Source organism: Bacillus sp. FSL R5-0439, assembly GCF_038008805.1.
GTDB lineage: Bacteria > Bacillota > Bacilli > Bacillales > Bacillaceae > Bacillus > Bacillus safensis.
The window spans coordinates 3,057,479-3,071,523 of record NZ_JBBOZW010000001.1; the positions used below are offsets into that span (position 1 = coordinate 3,057,479).

The following is a 14,045-nucleotide window of genomic DNA, read 5'->3' on the forward strand; positions in this document are numbered from 1 at the left end:
TATACGAAATAGGAGTGATTTCTATGTCTGAACTTTTTTCCGTTCCATACTTTGTCGACAACTTGAAACAGCACATCACCATGAACCAAAATGAAGACAAAGTTCATGCGATGAATGCCTATTACCGCTCAGTGGTGTCAACGCTTGTTCAAGACCAGCTGACCAAAAATGCGGTTGTATTGAAGCGAATTCAGCATCTTGATGAAGCCTATCAAAAGGTGAAAAAAGAAAGCGAATGAACGAAAAAGAACACCCTTTTGTCAAGATGACAAAGGGTGTTTATCATATGCAAAAAGCTTCTGATCCAGCCTCGATTTATACATCATTAAAAAGCCAGACCGCCCTACAGTATAGATGATAAAGGCAAACCATAGGCCATGATTGTGCCAAATGGGCGTGACCACGGTTTGAACGACGATAAACAAAACCATTGCAAACAGCATCGAATTTCTAACAGGGGCAATTTCTGTCGCACCTGTAAATACGCCGTAAATGACCAAACCGAAACAAGCCGCAAACGGATAAAGTACAAGCCAGTCCGCATAGCGTAATGTCACGTCAAGCAGCTGAGGGAGATTTGTAAACAGGCTCAATATCGGCTCTTTTAATAGAAAATAAACCGCCGCAATGACACATGCCATAACAAGTGCCCACTGCCTTGAAAGGGTTAAAGTTTTTTCATAAAGAGAACGGTCATTTGCACCAACTGACCGCCCAACAAGGATGCTGGAAGCATTGGCAAAACCATCGAACAAATAAGCCATGATGTAGTGAATTTGAAATAAGATGGCATTAGCAGCCAGCAGCTCCGTACCAAAAGAAGCCCCTTTTGCCGTAAACATGTTGATGACCACTAGCAGACAGATCGTCCGGATAAACAAATCTTTATTCACATGAAACATTTTCTGCATTGCGTGAGTATCCATGATTTTCTTAATGGAAGGCATCTGGAATCCGTTTGACGAATGCTTCATGATGATCCATGCCCCTAACACAAAAGCGGTTAATTCAGACATCAATGTCGCAGCCGCAACTCCTTTGACCGCAAACGAAAACACATGAACAAGCAGAAATGCAAGCGCCATATTCATGACATTGATCAAGATTTGTAAAGAAAGGGCTTCTTTCATTTTTGCCATCCCCATCAGCCAGCCCAATATGACATAATTCATTAAAGTAAAAGGCGCTCCCCAAATGCGAATATGAAAATAGTCCGCAGCAAATTGACGGACATCAGCATCAGGAGAGATCACTAGAAAAGCAGATTGAATAATCGGCCATTGCAGGGCAATAAAACAAAGTCCGACGATGATAGCGACGAAAAAAGGTCTTAGAAAAGCAAGAACACCCTGCTCCTCATTCTGCGCCCCGTTTGCCTGGGCGGCAAAAGCAGATGTACTTACCCGCAAAAAACCAAACAGCCAATATAATGTACTGAAAATGAGACTGCCGACCGCAACGCCTCCAATATAAGCAGGATTTGCGAGCTGACCGACAACCGCTGTATCAACAGCTCCAAGTAAAGGAGTGGTCATCGTTGAAATCGTTAAAGGAATGGCCAAAGCTAAATACGCTCGATGGTTCACGACGCCACCTGCCTTTCATGAAAAATAGCCTCTTCTCAAAGAGGCGTTGATAATAAAGCTTTACCGAACCGGTCTGCCAATCGTTCGTGACAAAGGATGGTCTGCGAGCATTGCATCTCTCATTTTCCGCACCGCTTCCTCTTCTGATGAAAAGAATTCTTCCTTTGATTGAAATTGGGCGACAAGCTTTCCTTGATCAAGAATCGCCAATTGATCACTTAAGTGATAGGCTGCTGTCATATCATGTGTAATAAATACGTAAGCCACACCCAGCTCCTTTTTTAATTCTACTAATAAATCTAAAATGACAGCCTGTGTGACCATGTCTAAGCTGCTGACAGATTCATCAAGTACAATGAGCTTTGGCTGGAGCAATAAAGCTCTAGCAATGTTGATCCTTTGCAGCTGGCCGCCGCTGAATTGGTGCGGATATTTAGACAAATCTTTTTCACTGAGCCCGACTCTTTCCAACCAATGAATCAGCACGTTTTTACGTTCCTTTCGGCTCATGGTTTCATAGTTTTCAAGCGGTTCAGATAAAACTTGTTCAACTGTCCATCTTGGATTTACTGCCGAATAGGAATCCTGAAATACCGCTTGCACATGCCTGCGAAAATGCTTACGTGTTTGCTGATCTGCACGATAAACATCCTGACCTTCAAAAAGAACCTGTCCAGCTCTTGGTTTCTCTAAACCAAGTATGATGCGGCCAAGTGTACTTTTTCCTGCACCGCTTTGTCCCAGCAGCCCAAGGCATGTGCCTTCTTCAATGTTCAAATCGACGCTTTTCAAGACAGGGGCTGCGCCTTTATTTCTCATTAGAAACGACCGGCTGTTGTATGCATGACTGACTGCTTTCACTTCTAATAAATGCAAGGGCCTTCTCACCTCAAATCGGGCAAACAGCTGGGATGGATGGACGAGCTGCTAGTAGTTTTTTTGTATAATCATGCTTTGGTTGTTCAAAAAGTTCAAGAACTCCTGCCTTTTCCACAATTTCTCCTTGTTTCATGACGACAACTTGATCTGCCATTTCAGCAATGACACCAAGATCGTGGGTAATGAGTAAAATGGCCGTTCCATAGTCATGACGAATTTGGTTCAGATGCTGAAGCACCCGTTTCTGATTGTGTACATCTAAAGCAGTTGTCGGCTCATCTGCAATGATGAGGGGCGGGTGCATACAGGCAGCCATGGCGATCATGACACGCTGCAGCATCCCTCCGCTTAATTCAAAGGGGTATTTGTTGAACAGTTCGTCTGGCTGCGGCAGATTCATTTGTGCTAATGCATCTATTGCCTGTGCTCGTGCCTGCTTTTTACTAACAGCAGTATGCCGGCGGATGGTTTCAACCAGCTGATGGCCGATTGTCCATACCGGCGTAAAGCTGTTCATTGGATTTTGCATAATATATGAGATGTCTTTGCCTCGGATGGACCGCATATTCTTTTCACTTATACCGATCAATTCTCGTCCCTGTAATGTGATACTGCCAGTAACTTCAGTTGTTTTTCGATCAAGCATACGTAAGATCGACATGCTTGTCACTGTTTTCCCGCAGCCGCTCTCACCAATTAATCCAAGGATTTGACCTCGCTCTACTTCAAACGATACTTCTTGAATAAGAGGGGTTGTCCCTTGAGGTGTTTTCGTATGCACATGCAGGTTCTCTATTTGTAAAATGGGCTCTTGCACATTGATCATTCCTTTACACACGGCGTTTGATACCATATTTCTCTGAAAGGGCTTCTCCTAGTAAATTAAACAGAATCACCACAGTCATGATCACAAGACCTGGGTACAGCATCAACTGAGGATTCGTTTGAATATACGACTTCCCTTCATGAATCATTGCTCCCCATTCAGGCATAGGAGGCTGAACCCCTAATCCGAGGAAAGACATCGCAGAAATGTCCATAATCGCCCAGCCCATTTCGAGTGTTCCAATAACTGCTAATGGCGGCAGGACATTGGGAATCATATGCTTTCTCATGATATTCCAGTGCGATGTCCCACTGATTTTTGCAGCTGCAATAAAGTTCTGTTCTTTTAAACTGAGCACCATCCCTCGGAAGACGCGGGCATAATACACCCATTGCACAAGCATCAAGGCTAGTACGACTTGAGAAAGTCCCGGACCGAAGATACCGACTAATCCAAGGATCAGCACCAGGTTTGGAAATGCCATGACACCGTCACAGATTCTCATCAAAACATGATCAATCCAGCCGCCTTTGTATCCTGAAAACAGGCCGACAATTAAACCAATGAATAACGAAGAAAGAAAGATTAATAACGCACAGCCGAGCGAAACACGCGCACCATATAAAATACGAGATAAATTGCACCGCCCTAATTGATCTGTTCCAAGCGGATACTCCCACGAAGATCCCTTTAGCTTCATCGCTAGATTAACAGCTGCCGGATCATGTGGAGCGATCCATGGCGCACATATTGTGACAATCAGCAGGAGACCGAGCAGCAGGGCGCAGATCGAGATCATCTTTTGATGAGAGAAGAGATGTTTTACTTTTGTCATCATTGCTGGCGGCCTTCCTTTCTAGAAATACGAGGGTCAATGATCAGCTGAATCAAGTCAACCATCAAGCTGCTCAAGATAAAAATACAGGCTGACATGAGGACATAAAATTGAATGACTGGCAGATCCCGGTTAAAGATCGCTTCAATAAAAAAGCGGCCAAACCCTGGCCATGAGAAAACAGCCTCTACAATAATGGTTCCAGTTAACAGCTTGCCAAGGTTCACCCCAAGTCCGGTCAGCATCGGCGATATCGCAATTCTGAACACATGCTTGAACATGATCGATTGTTCCTTCAATCCTCTCATTCTCGCATATTGAACGAAAGGTTCTTGAAGCGCCTCACTCACACTTGAACGTAACAGCCTTGTATACGTAGCAATTAAAGGGACTGCCAGTGTGATCGACGGCAGGATGAGATGCGCCCATGTTCCGACCCCTTCAACTGGTAAAAGGTCTAGCTTCACTGAAAAAAAGAAGATGAGCAAATACCCCAAAACAAACGTTGGGATAGATGCTCCTAAGAAAGAAATCAGCCGGCTCACATGATCAACGGCACCATTTTTCCTCATGCCGCTGAAAAAGCCGAGCGGAATGCTGACACAAATAGCGATCAGCAGACTGGTCAGTGCCAATTGAATCGTTGCCGGTATTCGATACATCACCTCATCAACGACAGGCTGATTGGACATATACGACCGGCCGAAATCAAGATGAATGACTTTTTCAATGGTATGAAGATACTGCATATAAAATGGCTCATCTAAGCCGAATTCACTTCGTTTTTGCGCTAATATTTCATCCGTAGGTTGGATATGAGCCGCTGCTAAATATGCCTCAGCCGGGTCAACTGGCGAAAGGTGAATCATACCAGTTGTGAGCAGTGTGGCTAATAAAAATACAGGAATAATTGATAGCAATCGTTTGACGATATAGCGGCCCATTTCCTTACCTTCCTTCTGTTACTTCAGCTTAATGCCTGTGAAAGGTTGTTCATCACGATTCGCAGGGAATTCAAAGTCTTTCACAGCTTTTTGATAAACGGCTGTCTTTTTAAAATAAGAGATTGGCACAATTGCCCCTTGATCCTGTAAAGAGGATAAGACAGACGAATACAGTGCTTTACGTTTCTTTTCATTTGTTGTTGATGGAATTTCCGTCATTTCTTTGATCAGCTTTTCCTTATTTGGGTAGGCTGAAATGGCTTCTTTGAATCCAAATCCATCTGATGAGAGAACGTTCATAAACGTATGCGGATCATACGGCGCTCCGTAGTTGCTAAAGAAGTTCATATCAAACTTATTGGCTTTAAAGCGCTGAACCTGTGTGGCCAAATCCACACCCTCAAGCTTGACGCCGACACCAACGGCTGCCCATTCGGCTTGCAGCGTTTCTGCCATCGCTTTTTGAATCGATTCTGCCGAGTCATACATCATGCTGAACTCAAGCTTTTTCCCATCTTTTTCACGAACGGATTTTCCTTTTGGAAGTGTCCAGCCCGCTTCATCCAGCAATGCTTTGGCTTTATCCACATCATATTTGAAAGACTTCACCTGAATGTTTGACGTATACGGCATGTTTGTCGGCAAGATGTGATCTGCTTCATCCTCTAAACCAGAGGTGACCCCTTCTACCATTGATTTTTTATTGAAGGCATATTGAAGGGCATGACGCACTTTCTCATCTGACAGCTGATCCACTTTTGTGTTCATGACAAGCTGTCTCGTTGCAACAGGCTCTGACATTTTCGTTTCATACTTGCCGCTTGCCTCTAGCTGTTTGTAGGAATCAAGGCTAATGGTTCCTTCTCCGTAAAGTAGATCCACATCACCTTTTTCAAATGCCATGACTCTCGTTTCCGCATCTGGGATAACCTTTACCTTGATTTCTTTTACCTTTGGTTTTTCTCCCCAATAATGATCGTTTCGTTCGAAAATAGCATAATCATCTTTCTTATATGTTTTTAAAATCCAAGGGCCTGTCCCCACTGGTTTTTCAATTCCTTTTGACGTATCTCCATTTTTAGGGAAGCCTGCTTCACCTAAGAAACGAACTGGACGAACAACGGCTAATTCTTGAACAGTTGGATAATATGGTGCTGTTAATGTGAGTTTAAATGTCTTTTTATCAACGGCTTCTGTCTTTTTGATTTTCTTAATGACACCTAACCAGCTATGTAAATCTTTATTTTTTAAAATCGTATCAAAGTTCTTTTTAACAATATCCGCATTAAATTCAGAGCCATCTGAGAATGTTACTCCGTCTCTTAAATGGAACGTATACACCTTGCCATCCTTTGAAACATCCCATGATTTCGCTAATTCTGGTTTCAGCTTTCCATTCTTTTGATAGCTCACCAACGGCTCATAAATCATTGATTGTGCAAACAATTGTGATGGGTTGTATACGTGTGGATTCATTTCACCAATATCTCTTGGCCACGCCATTGTGATCATGTCAGGGTGATCCTTGTTTCCATCCGCTCCATTGTTTGTTTGAGAGCATCCTACTAATAAAAAGAGAATAAGCAGGAAGGGTAACACAGTATTTATTTTAATTTTCGGAAAATTATTCCAAATAGTCATAAGTTGCTCCTCCTAATTGATGCTGATAATCATTTTCATTTTAAGGAGGAAGGGAGCCCTTGTCAATATCATATTTGAAACGACATGACAATACTTATTCCTAATTATTCCACAAATTGAGGAATTTGATAGAAAGAGAGGCAGGCTGCTTACGAATGAGCAGCCTGTGAAGAGGTAAATGTTTTTTCTCGCAGCATGTCATGAAGTATATGGATGATACGCTCCTGATCTGCATCTGTCATGCTCGTTCCAGACGGGAGACAAAGCCCCCTCTCAAATAACAGCTCGGATACAGGCGTCCCTTTTTCCGCAGTATAAAAAGGGCAATGGCGAAAGAGCGGCTGCTGGTGCAGCGGCTTCCATACATGCCTTGCTTCGATTTGTTCTTTTTCTAAAGCAAGAATGATATCTGCTGGAGACAATTTTGTATCACGATCAATTGTCAATGCCGTCAGCCAGCGGTTGGATTTCGTTTCTTGATATTCTGGCATCAAATGAAGACCCTCCGCTTCTGATAAAGCGTCCTGATAACGCTGGAAAATGCGGCGCTTTTGATCAACACGCTCGTCCAGCACTTCCATTTGAGCAATCCCGACCCCTGCTAAGAGGTTGCTCATGCGATAGTTGTAGCCCATCTCTTGATGCTCATAGTGCATGGCTTGTTCTCTGGCCTGTGACGCAAGAAAGCGGCATCGTTCAATCGCAGCTTCATCATCACTCACAAGCATTCCGCCCCCTGATGTTGTAATGATTTTATTTCCATTAAAAGAATAGATACCGAACCTGCCCATTGAGCCGCTTTTTCTTCCTTTATACAGCGCACCTAACGATTCAGCCGCATCCTCAATGACGGGTACATCATATGCTTCACACAGAGCCATGATCTCGTCCATTTTTGCACTTTGCCCATATAAATGGACGACAATGACCGCGCGAGGTTTTTTACCAAGACGTTTTGATTCAACAAAGGCTTTCTCTAAAGCGAGCGGGCACATATTCCACGTCTCCCTTTCAGAATCAATAAAAACGGGCGACGCTTGTTCATATAAAATCGGATTTGCCGTTGCAACAAACGTGAGGGTGGAACAAAAGACAATGTCTCCTTTTTGTACACCTATCAGCTTTAAAGCAAGGTGAATCGCCGCTGTTCCTGAGGATAAAGCCGCTCCTGACTTCACTCCTGCATAGTCCGCTACTGTCTGCTCAAATTCATTCACAAGCGGTCCAAGCGGCGCAATCCAGTTGCTCTTGAAGGCTTCCTCTATTTTGAGATCCTCTTTTCCGCTCATATGCGGAGGAGATAAGTAAATTCGCTTCCTTTCTTTCATGACTTCCCACCTTCTTTCCGATCTTTGATTTCCATTGCAGGAATTCCTACCGCGACCTTCTGATCATGTATATCTCTTGTCACTGCCGCTCCAGCCCCAATGACCGTCCAGCTTCCAATCGTTGTACCCGGTGTCACGACGGCACCTGCCCCAATATGTGCACCCTCCCGCACGGAAACACCGCCAGTCAGAACCGCGCCTGGTGACAGGTGCACAAACGATTCGAGTATGCAGTCATGCTCCACGATAGATCCTGTATTCATAATCGCATGCTCACCGATGGCTGCATCTGCTTGTACCACTGCCCTTGCCATCACGACAGTCCCCCTTCCAATGACAGCTGACGGACTTATGACCGCCTCTGGATGAATGAGTGTGGCGTACGCTGTATTTTCAAATGAGAGGCGTTCCTTCATGAGCAGTCTGATCTCATTTTGCCCGATTGCAATCAGCCATTTCATATGTGGCATGGTCTTTCTCAGCTGCTCACTCATGGAGATCGGTCCATACAAAATCCCGCTTTGAGTGACCACCTCTTCAAATTGATCATCTAACACCGCACATAATGAGTAATCGGAATGTGCAAAAATGAGATCTTGGATGACTTTGCTATGTCCTCCAGCCCCAATTAAACCAATGGTTTGCTTTTTACATATCGGTTCCTTTGAATTTTTCAGCTGTGGCATGATCCGGCTGCTGCACCCCCTCTGTTTTCATGACTTTCAGCAAGGTCATCCATAGAATTTTCATATCGAGCCAAAACGATTGATGCTCGACATACCAAAGGTCATAGGTGAATTTCTCCTCCCAAGAAAGCGTGTTTCGGCCGTTCACCTGTGCCCATCCTGTTATGCCGGGCTTCACAAGATGACGCCTTGCTTGTTCCTCTGTATACATAGGCAAATACTCCATCAAAAGCGGTCTTGGCCCGACGAGACTGAGCTCTCCTTTGAGTACATTGACAAGCTGCGGCAATTCATCAAGACTAAGCTTTCGAATCAAGGCGCCGGTTTTTGTTAAACGCAGATGATCTGGCAGCAGCTCCCCATGTTCGTCGCGTTCATCGGTCATTGTCCGAAATTTATAGAGCATAAAAGGCCTGCCATACAGACCAGGCCGCTTCTGCCGAAACACCACAGGCGTTCCAATTTTCCATCTAATCAGTCCATAGATGAGAAGAAAAAGAAGACTGCCTGCGATGAGCAGCGTCAATGCCACCATCACATCGATCATTCTTTTCATCATTGCATCTCCTTTTCATATTAGCGGGAGACCGCATGTTTTACCTTACGCATCAGCTGCATCCGCTCTCGTTTCGTTCCTGCAAACACATACAAGTAGCCTATATAGAGAATGAAACAAAGCCCGCCAATACAAAACAGCTCCCACCATGAAGTCACGTTATATACCACTTGAATTCCTGCGCAGACGCCCCAAATAAATAGCGCTCCTGCAAGCGGAACCAGCGTATGCTTGTAAAAGATGGTGCGTTTCTGATTCGTGATGCTAGCCGTATAAAATGGCAGAAACACAATATTTTTGATCAATAAAACCATTGCCCCCGCGGATGCAATGCCATATAAACCGAGCTGCAGCATATGAGTCAATCCATAGGCAAAAAGCACATTAGACACACCTAATATAAGGGTGACAACCGCAGGAACTTTAAAACGATTAAACACGGTTGGCACATATGTGAGCGGTAAAAACATCAAGGTCAAACATAAATAAGCCGCATGAATCATGAGAAGCCATTTCAGCTCCTCAAAAGCAGGGCCAAGCCATAGAAGCATGAGCGGACCAGCGAGACCTCCTAAAAGCGCGGCTGGGAACGCAACAAATAAGCCGCTCCACTTAATAGCGTTTGCAGCATATTGAATGAGCCCCTCTTTGTCGTGATTCGAATAAAATTTCGTGATTGTTGGTGCAAACACAACGGCCAGTGTCCCTGCCAGTGTGCGTAATAATAATGGAAACTGTAAAATCGCCGCATATTTGCCTGTCGCTTCAGCTCCAATGAGCAAGTTGGTCATCAATAAATCAATTTGTAAAAACAACAAAATCCCCATTTGCTCAAATGAATGCCAGACCCCTGATCGAACAAGAGTGAGACTAGACGATAATGAGACATGCCGCCACTTAAACGAAAACCAAGGGATGAGTTTTTTAAAATAATAGATACCGATTCCCATAGCCGCTAAGCTTCCAATGACGGCCGCAAGTGGAATATGCCAAATGGCTGGTGTCGTCCATGTAAACAGGATGACAATCATCAGTGCTCTCAGAAACATTTGAATTGCCTGTCCAACACTTGATACATAGAGCTTATTCGCATAAAACGGTGCAGCCCCAATGCCAGACATGACGAAATTGAGCATAAATAAAAGACCCCCTAAAATAAAGGCGGTCTGTGTGTCTTTTGCGAGATGATCGGGCACATGAAGCCACTCAACCAGCTGATGAGATATGAAAAGACAAAGCAAAAAGAGACTAATAGATAGTAAAAACGAACTGACGAAATAGGAAGCGAGATAGCGCTGCGCCCTCTCCATCTCTCCTTTATGAGCCGCCACAGAAAAAAAACGCACAACAACCGCACTTAACGAAGCGGTAATGACCGATAAATAGTTGATCATATTTTGCGTCAGATGGATTAAGCCGAATGCTTCCACTCCAAGTGTATGAACAATATAAGGTGTTAAACAGACAGACATGAGCATCATCAGGACAAATGTGATTAAGTTCGCACTGGCATTATAAAGAAACGCTCGATTCATTGTGCTTTCACGCAGCGTTTAAGAGCCCTCATCCAGCTTCCTCTCCCTTTTGACCACTTGTTTTCATCAGCTGATGAACGGCCTCTTTCACAGCGGCCTCATTTGGTTCTTTTAAAAGGGTCATAAACGGAAGGTGAGCCACCCATTCAAATCCTTCCATTACCTTATGATCAAACGATCTCAGGACAACACACGGTGTATGAGTGATCGCACAAAAGATCATGCCATGCAGACGATCTGTCACGACGACCTGTGCTTGTTTTAACTCCGTCCATAAAGCCGTTAATTCATCTAAGCGAGTTGTTCGATCGACCCGTCTGCCAATTGTCGTTGTGATTAAACCGACTTGATCATATGTCTCTTGAATATACTGCTGTAGCTGTTGGCGCTCCTCCTTTGTGAGATATGCTTCTTGATCCTCACGCAGACAAAGCAAAACCCCTTCACGTGTTTCATCCTTTGATGATTCGTCTAATGACAGCACCATATCAGGCTGTTTCCACACATCTTGATCAGGAAAATGCTGCTTCATCCATTCATAGGTTGTTTGATCTCTTGCCATGAGGAGCAGTCTTGGGTGCTGCTTATACGTGTGTATGGCGCGTCGCTCCTCCCGTTTCCCTTTCTTTGTTTCTGTAAAATGAACAGTAGCAGGCAGCTGGATCATAGGATAGGACTTGAAGGTCTTGATGATAAATTGTCTCGTCCATTCTTCGTATCGGTATAAATCCCCCATATTGCCCCCACCGATCATACAAACGATGTCTTCTGGGTGCCGGCTGCGCTTTAGCGGACGAGCGAGGCGATAGATCTCTTTCATGTCCACTTCTATGATGTCATAGGCTGGAAAGTGTTTCTTTAAAAAACAATAACTCGCATAGGCAATCGCATGATCCCCCAAATTATCATGTCCCGGCAGCAGCGTGAGAATGATTTTCTTCTGATGACTCAGCTCTGGCAGTCTTTGGCGGCTCAGTCTATACTCAAGCGGATATTTGACCTTTAAGAGCAGCCACTCTGCGGCGTTTGCCTTCAATTGCTGCAATGTCAATCCCATCACCCCTATTTCCTTGTCTGATATTCGATCCATTTTTGATAGCTAGAAGCCGCAGCAGAAAGCGGATAAATCAATCGGCACTTAGCAAGAAATAAGATCATACGCTTTCGAACTGTGAGCTTCGATGGTTCCACTTGTTTGACGGCATGCTGGAATGCATCGTGTGTCACCATTTCCCGCATGTGATCAAGCTTTTCCTGAATGGAGAGGTCATTTTGGCTCTTCCATTCGTTGAGCATACAATGAAGCGTATGATTGACGATAAAAAAGTCTAATGCTTTCTCATATAGAGAGATGTCATCATGCTCTTTTAAAAACGAGCGCTGTGCATGATAATAGGTCAGTCCATGATGAAAATACTGCTTCTGATATCGTTGCACAATAGATGACAGATGAACCCTGTAGTAATAAAGGGGCTCATGAACAAAAGCAATGCTGCGTGATAAAGAAAAACAGCGCAGCGTCACATATTGATCTTCAATGTTCTCAAGCTCCCCCCGCAGCGGAAATCGAATGTGATGTTCTTCCATGAAGGCACGCCGATACAGCTTATTCCATGAGAATCCAGTTAAGTTTCCATGTAATAACGCTTTGATTAAATCCGTTTTTTCAGCTGACCGCTTGTCTAACAGCGTCGTTGGTATCGTTCGCTTTGACTGTTCAAATTGAATCCAATACTCACTCACAACAAGATCTGCCCCGGTCATTTCGGCTTTTTCGTACATGGCTTCACAGTAATGAGGAGCGAGAATATCATCTGAATCCACAAAGGCGAGGTACGTCCCTTTCGCTTCCTCGATGCCCCTGTTTCTCACAGCGCCTAACCCTTGATTGGATTGATGAATCACCCGGAAACGCTCATCACGCTCAGCAAATGCTTCAAGCCATTCACCGCTGCGGTCGGTCGATCCATCATTGATAAGAATGACTTCTATATCGGAAAAGCTTTGATCTGCAATTGATTGAAGACATTGCTCCACATATTGACTCGTATTGTAAACTGCGACCAATAGACTGATAGCTGGCATTACAGCATGCCCCACCTTTCTTCAAATCTATTTATTAAATATCGTTCTATACGGCAAAACCGAAGAATCGAACGGCATCAGCATGATGCTGTACAGAATATAGCAAACAGCAATCCCTACATACATAAACACATTAGACCGCTGATCAAAAATGCGTGTGAAATATGGCAGTAAAATGAGCTGATACAAGCCAAAGTAAATATGAAATCTTGCATAAATGACATCTTTCGTTGCAAGGATGCCAAACAAGAAACCAAGCAAACAAAAATTCACAACGTAATCACTCTCAGGTGTCAGCTCACGAAGTCGTTTTCGATAAAAGAAAGCGAGCAGAAGCGGCAAAATCAAGACACCGATTTTTGTCACATTCATTCCATTCGTATTCGTTGTGAGCCATTCCTCGTAATGACCATATGAACTTCCTTGCAGCATCACGACAAACACTGAGACAAAACGGTCATAAAGCGCGGTTAAGCCTAAGAAAATCAGGCATAAGAACAGCATCATCCAAGACCAAGCCTTTGTCCTCACAATAAAATACACAGGAATCATGATGAGAGCCGATGAATGAAACAATGAACATACAAGGACGAGCGGAAAATACAATTTCCACTGACCATTGATCACCAACCGGATGGCATAAAAAAGAATCGCTGCCACCATATACTGACGCATGCCATTAAATGACGCATAATAATGAAAGGTCCCAAGAAAAAGCAGCATACTGAGCTCAAATGGACGGCCATATTGAATAAGCGTCTTGATAATAAAAAAATAAGTAATGGCTCCGACTGAGATATACATGATTTGCGGATCATGAGTCAGTTGATTAAGCATCCATAAAATAAACGTAAACCCTGGATCCGTTGCGGCTTTATCCACACCGAATCCAAATATATGCCAAGGCTTTTCATAGTTAATGGAGAACTCATACATCTGTCCATATGTGACAAAATCGGTTCCTACTTTATACCGAATACCAGACACGATACAAAGAAACAAAAACGGAAAAAACACAAGAAGCTTGTTAGGCCGCCATCCGCTTTGAATGGTATCATCACGTCTGCCGTAAAATGCGGCAAAGCTCGACCATAAATAGACCATGATCATGTTCACCAAATAAACCGCCATCTGCCATTCCTTC

At 43.9% G+C, this 14,045-nt stretch carries 14 protein-coding genes; 1 reads left to right on the forward strand and 13 read right to left on the reverse strand.

The annotated features are described in order from the left end of the window. The first annotated feature begins 23 nt into the window (after positions 1 to 23). On the forward strand, positions 24 to 239 hold the full coding sequence (gene yvfG / locus NST59_RS15850; RefSeq protein WP_144490057.1) for a protein YvfG: 216 nt from the start codon (positions 24 to 26) through the stop codon (positions 237 to 239). Between the two features lie 21 nt (positions 240 to 260). On the opposite strand, the gene NST59_RS15855 is transcribed toward yvfG, so the two are convergent. From NST59_RS15855 to NST59_RS15915, 13 genes are all read right to left on the reverse strand, one after another. Further along, positions 261 to 1,586, reverse strand: a complete 1,326-nt coding sequence (locus tag NST59_RS15855; protein ID WP_144490055.1) for an MATE family efflux transporter — start codon at positions 1,584 to 1,586, stop codon at positions 261 to 263. 60 nt (positions 1,587 to 1,646) lie between these two features. Further along, entirely contained in the window at positions 1,647 to 2,462 is an 816-nt protein-coding gene (gene nikE / locus NST59_RS15860) for a nickel import ATP-binding protein NikE (RefSeq protein WP_341040816.1), read from the reverse strand. A gap of 13 nt (positions 2,463 to 2,475) precedes the next feature. After that, entirely contained in the window at positions 2,476 to 3,291 is an 816-nt protein-coding gene (nikD, locus tag NST59_RS15865) for a nickel import ATP-binding protein NikD (RefSeq protein ID WP_285604184.1), read from the reverse strand. A gap of 4 nt (positions 3,292 to 3,295) precedes the next feature. Beyond that, positions 3,296 to 4,129, reverse strand: a complete 834-nt coding sequence (nikC, locus tag NST59_RS15870; protein WP_039181542.1) for a nickel ABC transporter permease subunit NikC — start codon at positions 4,127 to 4,129, stop codon at positions 3,296 to 3,298. Continuing rightward, on the reverse strand, positions 4,126 to 5,070 hold the full coding sequence (nikB, locus tag NST59_RS15875) for a nickel ABC transporter permease subunit NikB (protein ID WP_039181545.1): 945 nt from the start codon (positions 5,068 to 5,070) through the stop codon (positions 4,126 to 4,128). Before nikB ends, nikC begins: the two co-directional genes overlap by 4 nt. Before the next feature lie 18 nt (positions 5,071 to 5,088). Continuing rightward, on the reverse strand, positions 5,089 to 6,711 hold the full coding sequence (nikA, locus tag NST59_RS15880; protein ID WP_126682324.1) for a nickel ABC transporter substrate-binding protein: 1,623 nt from the start codon (positions 6,709 to 6,711) through the stop codon (positions 5,089 to 5,091). Positions 6,712 to 6,860: 149 nt separating this feature from the next. Further along, positions 6,861 to 8,039, reverse strand: coding sequence for a DegT/DnrJ/EryC1/StrS family aminotransferase (locus tag NST59_RS15885; protein WP_106025603.1), 1,179 nt, complete (start codon positions 8,037 to 8,039; stop codon positions 6,861 to 6,863). Continuing rightward, positions 8,036 to 8,725 (reverse strand): acetyltransferase, encoded by a 690-nt coding sequence (locus tag NST59_RS15890; RefSeq protein ID WP_064498019.1) that lies wholly within the window; start codon positions 8,723 to 8,725, stop codon positions 8,036 to 8,038. The genes NST59_RS15885 and NST59_RS15890 overlap by 4 nt, the downstream gene beginning before the upstream one ends. Continuing rightward, the gene (locus tag NST59_RS15895; RefSeq protein WP_039181552.1) at positions 8,688 to 9,281 is read right to left on the reverse strand and encodes a sugar transferase; all 594 of its coding nucleotides are present in this window, start codon (positions 9,279 to 9,281) and stop codon (positions 8,688 to 8,690) included. The genes NST59_RS15890 and NST59_RS15895 overlap by 38 nt, the downstream gene beginning before the upstream one ends. Before the next feature lie 20 nt (positions 9,282 to 9,301). Next, the gene (locus NST59_RS15900) at positions 9,302 to 10,816 is read right to left on the reverse strand and encodes an MATE family efflux transporter (protein ID WP_064498018.1); all 1,515 of its coding nucleotides are present in this window, start codon (positions 10,814 to 10,816) and stop codon (positions 9,302 to 9,304) included. Between the two features lie 28 nt (positions 10,817 to 10,844). Continuing rightward, a complete protein-coding gene (locus NST59_RS15905; RefSeq protein ID WP_239690719.1) occupies positions 10,845 to 11,867 on the reverse strand; it encodes a polysaccharide pyruvyl transferase family protein in 1,023 nt (340 codons plus the stop codon). Positions 11,868 to 11,878: 11 nt separating this feature from the next. After that, complete coding sequence (locus tag NST59_RS15910; RefSeq protein ID WP_327842131.1) at positions 11,879 to 12,901, reverse strand: glycosyltransferase family 2 protein; 1,023 nt, start codon at positions 12,899 to 12,901, stop codon at positions 11,879 to 11,881. A 27-nt stretch (positions 12,902 to 12,928) separates the two neighbouring features. Next, positions 12,929 to 14,032 carry an EpsG family protein gene (locus tag NST59_RS15915; RefSeq protein ID WP_059376647.1) on the reverse strand — a complete coding sequence of 368 codons (1,104 nt, stop codon included), beginning with the start codon at positions 14,030 to 14,032 and terminating at the stop codon, positions 12,929 to 12,931. Positions 14,033 to 14,045: the final 13 nt, after the last annotated feature.